We start from the raw sequence: 14838 nt of genomic DNA, 5'->3' as shown, positions 1-14838 counted from the left end.
GGATCGGGAACTCAACGTGCGAGATGTCGCACTGTGGCGTGGGAACGACGAATTTCGAGTGCCGAAAGTGAGACCGGAACCACCCGTGCTGCGATCCCAGCCATCGCGGATCGCGCGGCGGAGATGATCGGCGCAGGGCGGTAGGCCGCGCCAGTTCCACGCAGGCGCATTTTCTGATTAGGGCGGCGCTTGAGCCTCTCCGGTCTCTTGTATGAAGGGCGCCTCGCCCATTAAGGCAGGTGCAAAGCGCGAGCGCGCGCTGACGGCGTCCAGACGGCAAACCCGATCCTCCATAAGCCATTCTGTTCCATGTTTGACGAACCGATCTTCGTAGCGGCCAAGGTGATCCAGTCCGATTTCAGTAAAAACCGTAAAATAGCAGCGTGCCGCCGCACGGTCACCGTCCAGTTCGATTTGAATGTTGCTGACGTTGTGCCGCTGGAATCTTGTTCCGGAATTGCCGTGACCGCGTGCCAGAGCGCGGCCTCCAAGCGTATCCGAAATGTCTTGACGTCCATGAAGGGTCATTTCGCTGGTCACTTGGAGCTTTCCACCCACGGTGAAGCAGCGCGCCATGGCGACATAGTCCGCGGCATCGACCGACCAGGCATAGCGAGTAATCGTAGCCCGGATTTGCTCGATCGCCATGAATTCGTCGGTCGTCATCCCGCGGACGTCCTTTCCTTGGCGATCGCACTGACAAGAGCGCGGAAGTCCATCTTGCCGTTACTCAGAACGGGAACGTCTTGGGCATCGAGCACTCGAACGACCTTGGGTACCTTGTAATTGGAGAGCTGGCTGCGGAGGGATGCGAGAAGCGCTTCGACATCCACGCCCTGCGATTCGCTCGGCACCACAGCGGCACCGACGATCTGGCCCAGGGCGGCATCCTCCAGTCCGACCACATAGGCGTTTGCAATCCCGGGAAACGACTTGAGGGCAGCCTCGACCTCCAGCGCCGACACATTGTTACCAGCGGTCTTGATAAGGCCGACATCGCGGCCTGCGAAACAGAGGAAATCTCCTTTGAAATAGCCCCGATCCTGCGTGTCATAGAAGCCATCGGGTTCGAATGTGTCCTCGCGCTCCCGCTTGTAGAAACCCGCCATGAGGCTGTAGCCCCGAACATGAATGCTGCCCGTCTCGCCGGGCGCAACTGGCTGCTTCGTGTCGTCGTCGACAATCTTGTGTTCGAGGAAGGGGATTGGGCGCCCCACCGAGCCGGCCGCTGCGAGACGTTCTGCGACATACATTCCGGTGTGGTTGGAACCAGTTTCCGACATGCCGAGGCCGGTCCCCCAGGCGATCGCCGGATTCCAGACAGGATCCTGCATGCCGGGAATCGACCGCGTGGGCAGGCTGGGATGCTCCAGCAGAGGGTTGATCACGCCTGGCCAACCGATGACGCGCGTTGCTTGCTCCCGTTCCATGAGATCCAATGCCGCTCCGGCCTCAAATCGCTCCAGGCAGACCACGGTCGCCCCGATCATCATCGCCGGGATCACCGTGTAGCAGTTTCCGCCGACCCAAAAGAACGGCATCCCCGCGAAAATGCGGTCAGTGCTGGTCCATTCATTGATATCGATGATAGCGGTGCCGTGGCGGATCGGCGCCCCATGTGTGTGGATGACGCACTTGGGGTCGCTGGTGCTTCCCGACGTGAAGATTGCCAGCATCCAGTCCGCCGGCGTCACTTCCTTCTCGATTTCCGCCAGAAATGCATCCGAGACTTGCGCATCGATCGCCGGGTCGGGCGCCGCCAGATCAATTGCGCATGCCGTCTCGCTGCCGCCGTAACTGGTGAAAACGACCTTACGCAGATAGGGCAAGTCTGCGATCATAAGCGGAGCCTCTCCGCCCGGTAGGGAGCGGGTGAGCAACTCCTCGACGACGGACAGCTGTTCGCGACCGATAATGTGAGTCGGGCTCAAGTAGAATTCCGCGTCTCCGATCCGCAGGCATTTCTTCGTCTCGCCCGTCTTGTACGCTGAGCTCAACGGCATGAAAAAGCCACCGATCCGCGTCACTGCCAGCCAGGCGATCACCCACTGGACGCTATTGCCATACTTGGCCGCAACGCGCGTTCCCTTCGTCACTCCCAGAAGCAGAAGCCGCTTGGCGAAAGCGCGCGAAAGGCGTTCGGCGTCCGCATAGGTCAAGCGCCGATCGGGTTCGACGATGAAGTCATTATGAGGGAAATGGTCGAGCGCGTGGCGAAGTAGGCCAACGGTCGTGGGCGTAAACTCAAGGGCAGGGGCGGACTTAGACGGCATAGATGGCTCCGACGACAGCGGGTGCGCTTGACGCGATTTTCGCCTCCGATCAGGGGCGCACAACCGAAACGGGATGCAGAGCGGAAGAAATGCTCGTGAACGGACAATGCATCCGAGTTCGAACTTGAGGTTCCGCCTTCTCTCCTGTGGCGCGAGGTCCCCCCTGGTCCAACCTCTGCCGTCGCGCTCGCACAGTTACCGGAGATAATCAATTCAAAATTCAAAAATCCGAAGCCGATTTTCGGGCGGGACCAGGCTGAGGGAACTGCTGGCTTTCGGTTTCCGTCGGTGCGTGGCTGACGCCCTTCAGGACGCTTGTGCGGGCGAGGGGGCCCGCCCCGGTGGCGCTGCGGATTGCAGCCAAGTTATGTCCGTGTCGGCCAAATTCAGGCGGGCAGCCCTAGAGCGCTTTGTCGCCTGCCACGAGAGTGCTCGCTAGACCAGAATTGCGCGATTGCACAATGACTTCGGTGGGGTGAAGCAAATACAGTGCATGCGTGGCATGCTTCATGTCTCGATCGCGAAACGTACGCCCAGTACCGGGTCAATGCTGGACAGTATCCGCCTTCCGGCGACACCGTCCATGAAGGTGAAGCCAAGATGGCTCATGCGGCGCAACAATCCCTCACGGTTGCTGGCTTTCAAAACGACTGCGAAGTCGCGCCGTTGATCCACCGCCGGGCCGTCCCAGCTATCTTGGGGCCAGAGCTCGAGAACGTTTCCGGTCGGCCCGCGCCAGCCCATGCCCCCGCCGGCCAACGGCCGCATAGTGAAGCCGACCTTGCCGAATGTCTCGCTCTCCGCGACCGGGTCGAGGGTACGTGCGGCGTAGCCACGTATCTCTTCGACGAAGCGGGTGTTGAACGGAATGTCATTCGCCCAATTTTCTCCGGCCCAGTCGGCGTTGTCGTCCCGATCCTTCATCACGCTGGTCAAGATCAACAGGCCGCCGGCATCTTTTGGATGCAGGTGCCAACGATATAGATGCTTTTGGCCGAAGGGCCCCTCGACGACGGCCCTGACGCCGTGCGCGGCGAAGCTCTCGCCAACCGCCTTCCAATCCTCGTTCTCAAGCGAACAACTCAGCATATATGCGCCCGGTCCGTTGCGGCGGAGAAAACGGTAACGCGTGTGGTTCTCTTCCAGGGGATCGAGTACCTCAAAGTTGGTCCCATTGGCAAAGGCGATGACCGTTCCCTTGACCTTCCCGGCGTCGGAACCTCCCTCCAGATCGACGGGAACCGCGGCGAATAGATCCGCGACCCGCGCTACCCCTTCACTGCGCGAGTGTGTGACTACAGCGGTCTGTATGATCGAAAAGGTACGGACTGCGTCCATATTCCCATCTCCTGAAAACAAGCTTCGGACCGTGATGCGGAGGATAGACCCATTCTTGGCCAACTTCGACGCAGTCCACTCGCTTGAAAACCAGCGCCGTCAACGATCCCGGCTGTGACAGTGCCAATTCTACCGACCATTTCGTCGCGAGGCTCAAACATGCCAGCGCCTCAAAGCCTGGTCGTCAAAGCGGGATATTCCCGTGTTTCTTGAGAGGGTTGTCGAGTTGCTTGTTGCGTAGCTTGCGCAGGCCCAGCGCGATGCGACGCCGCGTCGAATGGGGGTAAATGACTTCGTCGATGAACCCCTTGGAAGCGGCGACGAAGGGATTGGCAAAACGATCTTCATATTCCTTAGTCCTCTCAGCGATCCCTTCGCTGTCCTCACCTCGGAAAATGATCTCGACCGCGCCTTTGGCACCCATGACCGCGATCTCGGCGGTGGGCCAGGCGTAGTTGAGATCGCCGCCCAGGTGCTTGGAGGCCATGACTATGTAAGCACCGCCATAGGCTTTGCGGGTGATTACCGTGATTTTTGGTACCGTTGCCTCGGCATAGGCGAAAGCGAGCTTCGCTCCGTGCTTAATGATCCCGTTATGCTCCTGGCCCGTACCAGGAAGAAAGCCAGGGACGTCCACGAAACTCACGATCGGAATGTTGAAGGCATCGCAGAAGCTGACGAAGCGCGCCGCCTTTTTCGAGGCATTGATATCGAGTACGCCTGCCAGCACCATAGGTTGGTTGGCGATCACACCGACAGTTCGCCCCTCGATACGCCCGAAACCGCAAAGAATGTTGCCGGCGTGAGCGGGCTGAATCTCGAAAAACTCGCCCTCGTCTACGACCTTGCCGATCACTTCGTGCATATCGTAAGGCTGGGTCGGTGAGCTGGGTACGACCGTGTCTAGGCTGTCCTCGACGCGATCCCACGGGTCGGCTGATGGACGAACAGGCCCCTCATCGCGTCTCGACTGGGGCAGGAAGTCTACGAAATCGCGAACCCCAAGCAAGGCTTCGATGTCATTTTCAAACGCCAGGTCGGCGACCGACGTCTTGGTCGAATGCGTGATCGCGCCACCGAGCTCTTCCTGGCTTACCTGCTCGCCCGTGACAGTCTTCACGACGTCCGGGCCCGTGACGAACATGTAGGAGGAGTCCTTCACCATGAAGATGAAGTCGGTCATTGCCGGCGAGTAAACGGCACCCCCGGCGCAAGGTCCCATGATCAAAGAGATTTGAGGGATGACACCCGATGCCTTGACGTTACGCCGGAATATTTCGCCATAGCCGGCGAGAGAGGACACCCCTTCCTGGATGCGCGCGCCGCCCGAGTCGTTGAGGCCGATAAAGGGAACGCCGACCTTCATTGCCATGTCCATGACCTTGCAGATCTTTTGCGCTTGGCGCTCGGACAGTGAACCCCCCAAATACGGTAAAGTCCTGGCTGAAAACATAGACGAGCCGACCGTTGATCGTGCCCGAGCCGGTGACTGCACCGTCGCCAGGGATGGATTGCCCCGCCATGGCGAAGTCGACGCAATTATGCTCGACATATGCGTCGATCTCTTCGAAGCTTCCCTCGTCGAGCAGGATTTGCAGCCTGTCTCGAGCGGTCAGCCTTCCCTTGGCATACTGGGCGTCAATGCGTCGCTGGCCGCCTCCCAACTGGGCCGCGGCTCGTCGTCGCTCCATTTCGGCGATATTTGCAGACAATACTAATCTCCTGTCCGGGTGGGAAATGCGCCAGATCCATCCGAGCCGGAACGCGATCGCGTTCGCCGTATCGCTTGGCGAACTCGTCGGGTTGACGTGCAGGGTTCTCCTGCCGATGTTCCAGCCCTTGGATCGATCTAGAAAGTATCAGGGCGCAATATTGCGTCGCTCCCGCCATCGACGAATATTATTTGACCCAAAAGATAACTTGTTTTTGAGGTGACAAGCCAACCGATCACTTCACCCAAGTCCTGGGGCTGGGCATAGCTGGCGACCGCCTTTGGAGTGGTGTTGGTCATCATTGCCTGAAACTTCGGATCGCGATCAATCTCCGCCATCATCGCCGTATGGACACCGCCGGGTGCGACCCCGTTTAACGCGACTCCGCTACCGGCCCACCGAGGTGTCACGGCATTGCGGCGCAGCCACTGCGCCAGAGCCTTCTTGCTTGCCGCATAAGCGGTTGCAGGATGGGCCTGTGCCGCCGCGATCGCGCGATGTTCATCCCCGGCCAGGCATGCGGAAACCGTTCCGGCCGAAGCGGGAAGCAGGCTGGCGGTCGAAACGACAGCAACGGCGCGGGGCGATCTGGATATAGACAGCAGCGGATGGAGCCCTTCCAAGGTGGCGACCGCGCCGAAATAATTGACCTGTACGGCGAGTCCGGGTTGATCCGGCCGTGAAACGCCCGCCCCGGCGACGATGCCGTCAAGCCCGCCCGGCGCCAGTGCTTTGGCTTGCTCGACCATGGCTGCGCGACCATCTGGCGTCGCGAGGTCTGCGATTATATCTGCATCGCGAAGATCGACACCGATTACTCGGTGGCCCAAACCGCGCAAGTGGTCCGCCGTTGCGGCATTTATTCCTGCCGCGGCGCCCGTAATCAAAATTGTGCGCGCCCCTGACATTTGCCATTCTCCTGTGTGGTGGGCTTACTTTGTCGCCGCCAATTCATCGCCGATCGCCCGCGTCTCCAACCCCGCAAAAGACCTGTGCCGCAACGCGTCTGTCGGCGGGGCGCCAGGCTCAATTGCAGTACGAAGCGCGCCCTTCAGAACAGATCTTAAATGACGCCGAATGGGCCGGCGCGACACCAAGCAGGCCTATTGTGCGGGCCGCGGGACCATGCTTCAGCGCCTCATGTGATACGCACTGTTTCGCGCGATGCTGCACAGAGCGCCAAAGCGCCGTCCGGCGCTTTCTCTTGGTTGCCGCCAAGTCGGGTTCACGATTCCTTGACCAAAGAGAACCCTTCCATTGCCAAGCGAATGGATCAGATATGCAACAGCGGAGCGGCATAGGCAGGGCCGCTTGTAATTACAGATCGGATCCATACTTCGCGAGGTTCCGGACAATTGACTAGCAACCTTTGAATACGGGCGTCTCCTTTGCCAGAAAGGCGCGGGCGGCTTCCTTGTGATCTTCCGTGAATACTGTGAGCATCTCGAGCCCAAGGTGCGCTTCGATCACCCCTTCGACCTGGCGACGCAGCAGCATGTTTACGCTGCGCTTCGTTGCGTTCAGTGCGTGGGTCGGTCCATTGGCGAGCTTGTCGGCAAGCGCATAAACCACCTCGTCAAGCTGCTCGGGCGGAACGCACTTGTTGATAAGGCCGATTTCTACGGCTTCGCTCGCGGTCAGATGTTCACCGGTGAGCAAAAACCATTTGGCCCGGGCGAAACCGACCATTTGCGGCCAGATGAAGGCGCCGCCGTCTCCCGCCGAAAGCCCCATGGCGACATGAGGATCGGCGATCTTGGCCTTCTCCGACGCGACCGTGAGGTCGCAGAGCAGGGCGACCGTTGCGCCCAAACCCATGGCGTGACCATTGATGCGTGCAATAATCGGCTTCTCTAGACCCAGCATGCTGTGGATGATAAAATTGCCGCGGCGAAAATATTTAGACTGCCAGTGCGGATCTTCTGCCCGTTCCAGCATCAAGTTGATGTCGCCGCCGGCCGAAAACGCACGACCTTCACCAGTCAACACAACTACCGAGCACTCTGGATCGCGAGCTACGTCATAGAAAACGTAAGAGAGTTCGGTATGAAGACTTACACTGGCCGAATTCATCGGCGGATTGTCCATCGTGATGGTAAGGACTTTTCCGCGCCTTTCAAATTTCAGGCTCTCATAATTTTCGTACATGCGGCTCCCTTTCGCGCATCCCATTGCAGCCCACTTTTCAGACGAAAGCCCAGCGAGAGCAAGCGTTTTTATTTCTTCTTCAAAAAAAGCGCGCTGTCACAAGCGGGGGTCCGGGGACGTAAATCGGCGTGCACCGGCACTTGTCACTCGCGCGGCGCGACCCGCTAAAAGGGCGCCAGGGCGAGGTGCCGAATGTCAGCCGCACCGGGCAGCTTGCTCTCTGCCGTGGCATCGATCTCGTTGTCTTCGCTGGACGGATTGGAGGCCAATCGCTTCAGCGCGTGGGGACGGGCTTTTCGCCGGTGTAGTCGTAGAACCCGCGGCCGACCTTGCGGCCGATCCAGCCGGCTTCGACGTATTTTACCAGAAGCGGGGCCGGGCGGTACTTGGAATCGCCGGTGGTCTTGTGGAGCACCTTGATGATCTCGAAGAGCGTGTCGAGCCCGATGAAGTCGGCCAGGGTCAGCGGGCCCATCGGGTGGTTGAGGCCGATGCGGCAACCGGTGTCGATGTCCTCGATCGAGCCCATGCCGGCGCCGAGCACGAAGATTGCCTCGTTCAACATCGGGCACAGGATGCGGTTGACGACGAAGCCGGGCTCGTCGCCGGCCAGCACGACTTCCTTCTTGAGGCTGTCGGCGAAGGCACGTGCCTTGGCGGTGGTCTCGGCCGAAGTGGGCAGGCCGGGAATGATCTCGATCAGGCCCATGACCGGCACCGGATTGAAGAAGTGCATGCCGATGAAGCGCGAGGGATCGGGCACGCGCGCGGCCATGCGGGTTATCGGGATCGAGCTGGTGTTCGAGGCGAGGATCGCGTCGGGCTTGAGGACCTTAACCGCCTGCTCGAAGATCTTGTGCTTGATCTCTTCGCGCTCGGTGGCGGCCTCGATGATGATGTCGGCATCGGCCAGCGGGGCATATTCGCCGATCGGCGTGATACGCGAGAGCACGGTCTTGGCTTCAGCCGCATCGAGCTTGCCGCGGCCGACCAGCTTGTCGAGCGCCTTGGCGATCGTGGCCTTGCCCTTTTCTGCTATTTCCGGGGAGACGTCGGTCAGGAACACGTGATGGCCAAATTGCGCGGAAGTCTGGGCGATGCCCTGACCCATCATACCCGAACCGATGACGCCTACGTTCTTCATAGGCGGTTGCTTCGCACATGCGGCACTGCAGTGCAACAAAAATTGAAGATATATTCAAAAAAGAGATTAGGGGTTTTGCGTGCATTTGCCGTTGTAGGGAGGTTCGGCTTCGACAGGAGGGGCCAGCCGGTCGATCCATATGCGCTACGGCGCCGGTACCATCGCGCGCGTCGGGGCTGGTCCGATCGTCGAGGTGGGCTGGGTGTTGCGATCACTGCGAAAATCGTAGCCCGTGGCGCCGGGCGGAACTTGAGCACCGCCGCGCCGACTTCCCGCAAATCCCGCCGCCATGCGCCGAATTGCGAACGAATGGTCCAAGTCGGCGGGCGGCCGGGTTCATTGGCCGGTCTCGGCGGCGCGTCAGCCGAGATGGGTGTCGCGCGCGATGTTCAAATGTCAAAATGCGCTTCGGTAAGTGACCGAACGATTCCAAGCGACGTGTCAGAAGCCAGCTCGACAAGACGGAAAGGGGATCTGCGATCCGGTCTTTGGAACACGGCCAGGTCAGTGATGACCATATCGACGACGTTCGAACCTGTTAGCGGCAAGGTGCAGGATTTACGGAACTTTGGAGTTCCATCGCGCGAGACGTGATCCATCAACACGATAATCTTCCTGGCGCCGGCGACAAGGTCCATAGCGCCGCCCATCCCTTTGACCATCTTTCCCGGGATCATCCAGTTGGCGATATCGCCGTTCTCGGCGACTTCCATCGCGCCAAGGACCGACACGTCCATATGGCCACCACGGATCATGCCAAAGCTGTCGGCCGACGAGACATAACTGGTGCCGGCCATTTCGGTGATCGTTTCCTTGCCGGCATTGATCACGTCGGCGTCGACCTCGCTCGCACGGGGGTAGGGCCCAAGGCCTAACATCCCGTTCTCCGACTGCAGGGTCACATCGATCCCTGGCGGAATGTTATCTGCGACAAGCGTGGGGATACCGATCCCGAGATTTACGTAAAACCCGTCTCGCAGTTCGCCGGCGGCCCGCGCCGCCATTTCATTGCGGGTCCAGCCCATGTCAGATCTCCGCGCGCACGATGCGCTTCTCGATACGCTTCTCGTTTTGAGTCGCCGGGATCATTCGCTGGACGAAAATGCCCGCGGTATGAATGTGATCGGGATCGATCTCGCCGGCCGGAGTGATTTCTTCAACTTCGGCTACCGTGACAGCGCTGCAAGTCGCGACCATGGGGTTGAAGTTGCGAGCTGTCTTTCGATAGACAAGGTTGCCGCGCGCATCGCCTCGCCATGCCTTCACGATCGCCAGATCGGCGACAAGGCCCGTCTCCAGTATGTAGCGTTCGCCTTTGAAGGTCTTTTCCTCCTTGCCGTCTGCCACAATGGTGCCAACACCGGTGCGTGTGTAGAAACCGGCTATGCCGGCGCCTCCCGCACGTATCCGCTCGGCAAGCGTGCCCTGGGGATTAAATTCTAGTTCTAGCTCACCAGAGAGATACTGGCGTTCGAATTCTTTGTTTTCCCCAACATAGGAACTGATCATTTTTCGCACCTGGCGGCTGCGTAGAAGAAGACCGAGTCCGAAGTCATCGACGCCCGCATTGTTCGATATGATTGTGAGATCCTTGACGCCGACCTCGCGAATCGCGCCGATGAGGGTCTCGGGAATGCCGCACAGGCCGAAGCCGCCGGCAGCAATGGTCATGCCGTCGAAGAGCAGGCCCTGGAGGGCATCCGCTGCATCGGAGTAAATCTTCTTCGCCATAAAGTCCTCGCTAGAGCGAGCTCACAAGGTGCCCGCCGTCGATCTCGATCACAGATCCGGTCATGTAAGCCGAAGCGTCGGACGCGAGCAGCAACAGGGGGCCGTCCAGATTCTCGACCTGACCAAGCCTGCGCTGCGGGATACGCCGGATCATCGCCTTGCCCGCATCGCTTTCCCAGAAGTCATTGTTGAGTTCAGTCGCGAAATAACCAGGCGCCAGCGCGTTCACCCTTATGCCGAAGCGTGCGAGTTCAAGCGCTGCGACCTTGGTCAGCTGGATCACCGCCGCCTTCGAAACGGCATAGGGCCCAACCCCGCCCGCCTGCCGTAGTCCAAGGATCGATGCTACGTTGATTATCGATCCTCCGCGCCCGCTCGCTCGCATCGCCTTGCCGGCGAGTTGGGTGACGAGGAACATGCCCTTGACGTTGGTATCGATCACCGCGTCCCAATCGTCCTCGGATTGATCAAGGAACGCCGCCTCACGGGTAAGGCCTGCATTGTTCACAACGACATCGATATTCTCGAGAATGGGCTCGAGGGCCGCAATGCTTGATGATCGCTCGAGATCGAGCGTCACCGTGGAGCAGCGACCGCCCTTTGCGGCGATCGCCGCGGCAATTTCTGCGAGCTTTTCGGTGCGTCTTGCTGCCAATACGACCGCGGCACCAGCGGCAGCGAGCACCTTCGCGAAATGGGCCCCGAATCCACTCGATGCTCCGGTGATCAGGGCCGTCCGTCCCGACAAGTCCCAAACGGGTGCATTCATGCTCGACTCCCAAAGCGATACCGATTGTTATTGGAGCACGATTGTGGAACAATCAAGAAAGGAGATTATGCGAGGTTCCCCGGCAGTGAGCGACATCGATATGGATCCGCTTCTCTCCCCGGAGCCTTATGGAGCCTCTCAGAAGGTATATTTCGGGATCATGCGGGACCTTGAGGCCCATCGTATGGTCCCGGGTCAGCGATTGATCGAAACTGACCTGGCGCAGCGTTTCGGTGTCGGCCGCAACGCGGTCCGCGAGGCGATCCAGCGATTGGCTGTGCGAGGTGTAGTCGACCCGCGTAGAAACAAATCACCTTCCATCCGAGTACTGGATGAAGCGGAAACGCATGAGATTTTGGATGTGGCATCGGTTATGACAGGGCTGCTTGCACGGACCGCCGCGATCAGATTTGATATCAACAATCACGGTGATGCGCTGGTTTCGACGATGCAAGTACTGAATGAATCGAGATCAGAAATGGATGCTGACACATTCAGTAAGGCGCGCAGACAATTTTATAGAACGTTGTTAATAATCGGAAATAATCGCGAATTATACCGTCTTTTTCCTGCAATCGGCATGCATATAATTTATTCTCAATTTCAATCACCGCTATTGCGGCAGATACGTCTTGCCGATTATCGAGCCATTTACGATGCGGTTGTCGCTCGTGATCCACGCGGCGCGGAGCTCGCGGGCAAGCGACATGTTGAGCACGTGCGCTCGGTCATCGGAGCAGTCGTTGCACGTGATTCAATTACGCATCGCGCAGCCGATTTCGACGTTGCGCGTGAAAAAGGCGCCCTAAATTCGATTTGAAGATTTGCGATGGCCGACCTGAAGCTGTTGATTCCCGCTAAGAAGCGGCCTGGAATTTTCATCGAGAATTATCCTGCTCGTTCGCCTTCATTCTCGACACGAGCGCGCTCGGTATAGACGAGGGTTCGACGACCAAGTTTGCGGTTGATGCGGCATTGATGCGTGTGGCGGGCCGCTGCGTCCAGGCGACGGGTGGCACCGCGGTGACCGACAAAACGTAAGTCGAGCAGGATTTTCAGGAATCAGGGCATTTCGGATCGGCGAAGGACCGACCGAGGTGCATAAATCGTCGCCCCCAAGGCGCATCAAGCGCGAATGAAAGGAGAGACAGACGTGAGCGCCGGCGCGGAAGCGACTGCCCGCACCAAAGTGGTTCGCGACACCGCCAAACACGCGATGATGTTCCGCATGCGGATGCCGATCTTGCGTTGCTCACATTCCAAGCGAAGCGCAGTAGCGCGAGCTCTATTCGTAGAACCTGGGGCAGCCGCTGATCTGTGAAGGCGAGCTCACGCAGAGCAGCGAGCTGAGAAGTTGCCGTGCCTGATCGAACTGACGGTGGAGTACGTGGAGGCGTGCCGCTAGGGACGTCACCATTTCCGTTGCCGGGGGGATTACGCCCTTTGCGGACAGTCGAGGAAGCGCAGCAGCCGGCCTGCTATGCCGGCAGGTTCTCCCCACTCGCCCCTTGGCCGCTCGTGGGAATCAGTATTCGTCGACCTTATCGGCTAATCTTCCCAAAGATTCCGCGGTGAGCGATCCCGCGCCGAACTCGGCACCGAGCTCGAGGACTGGGATGTGTGGATGGCCTTTCGTGCCGTAAATTTTGTGAATACAAGCGCTCGAAAAGGAAAATTCAATTGGGATAAATCAGTCATTTTGCAGCGAATCTTCAACAATTTTGGCGCTAGCTAACCCAGCTTGAACTTGTGCCCCGAAACACTTACAGCAGTAATCTTCTTCATTATGGGGCCGAGAATTGTCACGAACCATCATTTCAAACCAGGATACCCTTGCGGCGATTTCCAACGTAGCCGACCTATGAGGCGGCAAATAGCCTGCTTGAAAGCTGCCTACATTCGTGAATCGTCCCGGCGATCCCACGACTTGCATTCATTTCAACTGACCGATCAAACTTGGCACGAGCGGGTGCGGTGACACCTTTTTCCAAGCGAGCACGAGAGGTAGGGAGATATCGAAATCCTCCGGCGTACGGAATATAACGTTGTTGGCATTGTGACCCGAAGCGAGGGAATGTGTCAGCGAATGACCAGCACCTGCCGAAACCAGAGCCAGCGACGCTTCAAAACTGGAAACGCGGTTGACGATGTGCGGATCAAAACCGGCGGCGCGAAATGCCTTCAAAGCCAGATCGTGCGCGAACATCACGTCTGGTTCTCGCACCCACAGGAAAGGCTCTTCCTTGAAATCAGCAAGGCGCAACTCAGGCTTGCTTGCCAAATCATGGGTCAAGTTGATGGCTATCATGAGCCGGCCGCTTATGACCTCGACGGACTGCAAATCGGAAACCTCTTGCGGCATGTGAATGAAGCCCGCATCGACTTCTCCCTCGCGAATTGCGGCTATTTGCGCCAGCGAGGGCATAGTCAGGAGTTCGGTATCGACGTCCGGAAAACCCGCTTGGAAGTTCGTCAAGACGTTCATGATCTGTCCGCTTAGAGCTGCAGCGGGATTTAATGCGATGATCATCTTGCGGCTGTGCTCAGCTGCTATTTCGCCAGCGTGCCTTTTCATCGCAGCAAGTTCGTTGAGTATCCTTCGGCATTCCGTGAAAAAGTAGGAGCCTGCCGGTGTGATACGTATCCGCTTACGATCGCGTACGAACAATGCAAATCCCAACTCTTCCTCAAGCGCTTGGATTCGTCGCGACAGGGCAGATTGAGCCACATTCAATCGGTCAGCCGCTTTGCTGATATTCCCCTCCTCAGCGGCTGCGACGAAATAGCGGAGGTGACGAAGTTCCATTGGCCCTACTCGACACGGCACCGGCCAAAAAATGGAAACCTATCTCGCTCAATCGCGAGAGCTCACTCAAGGCGGCACGCTGCAACAGTCAGCAAACATGGTCGGCTGAGGGGTAAAGTCAACCGTGCCCAGCAGCTGCCTGGTGAACGATTCTTCGATTTGAACTAGGTCAAAGCATCCAACTTCCGCCATTGACCAGAAGCGTCTGGCCAGTGACATGACCAGCCTCGATGCTTGCGAAAAACGCCACCGCATGTGCGATGTCTTCAGGTTCGGCTGGACCCATCGGCGAAGCCGCAAGCGCCTGCGCCCGGAGTTCCGGAACCAAGGCATCGAAGGTAGCCGTTCGCGTCAAGCCAGGCCCAACGGCATTTGCCGTAATTCCGTATTCCGCCATTTCGCGGGCGATCGCTCGTGTAAAGCCGATCACGCCTGCTTTGGCGGCGCCGTAGTCCCAGTTTCTCGAACCAGCAGTAAATGCTGCCTCGGAACTGATATTGATAATGCGTCCCCAACGCTCGCCTATCATCCCGCGAATGACTTCCCGGGTCGCTCGCACGGCTGAAAATAGGTTCAGATCGATCAGTCTTTCGAGACTCGATAGGTCGGATTCTTGGAAAAACTCGGCAGAACCTCGGCTACTACCGCCTATATTATTCACCAAGATGTCCGCATTTCCTGCGTCGCGGCGAATATATTCGAATACCGCTTCGAGTTGGTCCGAAACCGTTAGGTCGGCAGCAAAGGCGCCGGCGCAGCGCCCATGTTGTAAAACCAAATCGCGAGTGGTTGCCAGCGAAGTCGCATCGCGATCGATGATTGCCACAGAGGCTCCATCATGCACCAATCTCAGGGCAATTGCTCTACCGATCCCCGCCGCGCCGCCTGTCACGACAGCCAGCTTTCCTGCTAGGCTC

General features: G+C 58.5%; 12 protein-coding genes and 1 pseudogene. 1 reads left to right on the top strand and 12 read right to left on the bottom strand.

The annotated features are described in order from the left end of the window. Positions 1–177: 177 nt before the first annotated feature. The 10 genes and pseudogenes from KRR38_RS14635 to KRR38_RS14590 all read right to left on the bottom strand — a co-directional run bounded on the left by KRR38_RS14635 (position 178) and on the right by KRR38_RS14590 (position 11115). Positions 178–666 (bottom strand): nuclear transport factor 2 family protein, encoded by a 489-nt coding sequence (locus KRR38_RS14635; RefSeq protein ID WP_217402683.1) that lies wholly within the window; start codon positions 664–666, stop codon positions 178–180. Further along, entirely contained in the window at positions 663–2273 is a 1611-nt protein-coding gene (locus tag KRR38_RS14630) for a class I adenylate-forming enzyme family protein (protein WP_217402682.1), read from the bottom strand. The genes KRR38_RS14635 and KRR38_RS14630 overlap by 4 nt, the downstream gene beginning before the upstream one ends. Positions 2274–2780: 507 nt before the next feature. Continuing rightward, positions 2781–3611, bottom strand: a complete 831-nt coding sequence (locus KRR38_RS14625; protein WP_217402680.1) for a hypothetical protein — start codon at positions 3609–3611, stop codon at positions 2781–2783. Between the two features lie 184 nt (positions 3612–3795). Then, positions 3796–5323 (bottom strand): annotated as a pseudogene (locus KRR38_RS14620) (acyl-CoA carboxylase subunit beta). A gap of 137 nt (positions 5324–5460) precedes the next feature. Beyond that, positions 5461–6231, bottom strand: coding sequence for an SDR family oxidoreductase (locus KRR38_RS14615; protein ID WP_217402678.1), 771 nt, complete (start codon positions 6229–6231; stop codon positions 5461–5463). A 451-nt stretch (positions 6232–6682) separates the two neighbouring features. Beyond that, positions 6683–7471: an enoyl-CoA hydratase/isomerase family protein gene (locus KRR38_RS14610; protein WP_217402676.1), complete on the bottom strand. Its 789-nt coding sequence runs from the start codon at positions 7469–7471 to the stop codon at positions 6683–6685. Between the two features lie 274 nt (positions 7472–7745). Further along, positions 7746–8615: a 3-hydroxyacyl-CoA dehydrogenase NAD-binding domain-containing protein gene (locus KRR38_RS14605; protein WP_217402674.1), complete on the bottom strand. Its 870-nt coding sequence runs from the start codon at positions 8613–8615 to the stop codon at positions 7746–7748. A 389-nt stretch (positions 8616–9004) separates the two neighbouring features. Next, the gene (locus KRR38_RS14600; protein WP_217402672.1) at positions 9005–9640 is read right to left on the bottom strand and encodes a 3-oxoacid CoA-transferase subunit B; all 636 of its coding nucleotides are present in this window, start codon (positions 9638–9640) and stop codon (positions 9005–9007) included. A 1-nt stretch (position 9641) separates the two neighbouring features. Further along, positions 9642–10346, bottom strand: a complete 705-nt coding sequence (locus tag KRR38_RS14595) for a CoA transferase subunit A (protein ID WP_217402670.1) — start codon at positions 10344–10346, stop codon at positions 9642–9644. A gap of 10 nt (positions 10347–10356) precedes the next feature. After that, on the bottom strand, positions 10357–11115 hold the full coding sequence (locus KRR38_RS14590) for an SDR family NAD(P)-dependent oxidoreductase (RefSeq protein WP_217402668.1): 759 nt from the start codon (positions 11113–11115) through the stop codon (positions 10357–10359). Positions 11116–11200: 85 nt separating this feature from the next. Between KRR38_RS14590 and KRR38_RS14585 the strand changes: the two genes are divergently transcribed. Then, positions 11201–11935 carry a GntR family transcriptional regulator gene (locus KRR38_RS14585; protein WP_309141055.1) on the top strand — a complete coding sequence of 245 codons (735 nt, stop codon included), beginning with the start codon at positions 11201–11203 and terminating at the stop codon, positions 11933–11935. Positions 11936–13048: 1113 nt separating this feature from the next. On the opposite strand, the gene KRR38_RS14580 is transcribed toward KRR38_RS14585, so the two are convergent. Both KRR38_RS14580 and KRR38_RS14575 read right to left on the bottom strand, forming a co-directional pair. Beyond that, the gene (locus KRR38_RS14580; RefSeq protein WP_217402666.1) at positions 13049–13921 is read right to left on the bottom strand and encodes a LysR family transcriptional regulator; all 873 of its coding nucleotides are present in this window, start codon (positions 13919–13921) and stop codon (positions 13049–13051) included. Between the two features lie 169 nt (positions 13922–14090). Further along, on the bottom strand, positions 14091–14813 hold the full coding sequence (locus KRR38_RS14575; RefSeq protein WP_309141193.1) for an SDR family NAD(P)-dependent oxidoreductase: 723 nt from the start codon (positions 14811–14813) through the stop codon (positions 14091–14093). Positions 14814–14838: the final 25 nt, after the last annotated feature.

Origin of the sequence: Novosphingobium sp. G106, from assembly GCF_019075875.1 — a bacterium.
Classification (GTDB): domain Bacteria; phylum Pseudomonadota; class Alphaproteobacteria; order Sphingomonadales; family Sphingomonadaceae; genus Novosphingobium.
The sequence above is the reverse complement of the archived record's forward strand: the minus strand, read 5'-3'. Positions and strand labels throughout refer to the sequence as shown.

What these genes read in the sequence shown, in the direction of transcription:
- KRR38_RS14595 (WP_217402670.1), bottom strand. Translation starts at nt 10,346, where the DNA reads ATGGCGAAGAAGATTTACTCCGATGCAGCGGATGCCCTCCAGGGCCTG.
- KRR38_RS14580 (WP_217402666.1), bottom strand. Translation starts at nt 13,921, where the DNA reads ATGGAACTTCGTCACCTCCGCTATTTCGTCGCAGCCGCTGAGGAGGGG.
- KRR38_RS14625 (WP_217402680.1), bottom strand. Translation starts at nt 3,611, where the DNA reads ATGGACGCAGTCCGTACCTTTTCGATCATACAGACCGCTGTAGTCACA.
- KRR38_RS14605 (WP_217402674.1), bottom strand. Translation starts at nt 8,615, where the DNA reads ATGAAGAACGTAGGCGTCATCGGTTCGGGTATGATGGGTCAGGGCATC.
- KRR38_RS14600 (WP_217402672.1), bottom strand. Translation starts at nt 9,640, where the DNA reads ATGGGCTGGACCCGCAATGAAATGGCGGCGCGGGCCGCCGGCGAACTG.
- KRR38_RS14615 (WP_217402678.1), bottom strand. Translation starts at nt 6,231, where the DNA reads ATGTCAGGGGCGCGCACAATTTTGATTACGGGCGCCGCGGCAGGAATA.
- KRR38_RS14630 (WP_217402682.1), bottom strand. Translation starts at nt 2,273, where the DNA reads ATGCCGTCTAAGTCCGCCCCTGCCCTTGAGTTTACGCCCACGACCGTT.
- KRR38_RS14635 (WP_217402683.1), bottom strand. Translation starts at nt 666, where the DNA reads ATGACGACCGACGAATTCATGGCGATCGAGCAAATCCGGGCTACGATT.
- KRR38_RS14610 (WP_217402676.1), bottom strand. Translation starts at nt 7,471, where the DNA reads ATGTACGAAAATTATGAGAGCCTGAAATTTGAAAGGCGCGGAAAAGTC.
- KRR38_RS14590 (WP_217402668.1), bottom strand. Translation starts at nt 11,115, where the DNA reads ATGAATGCACCCGTTTGGGACTTGTCGGGACGGACGGCCCTGATCACC.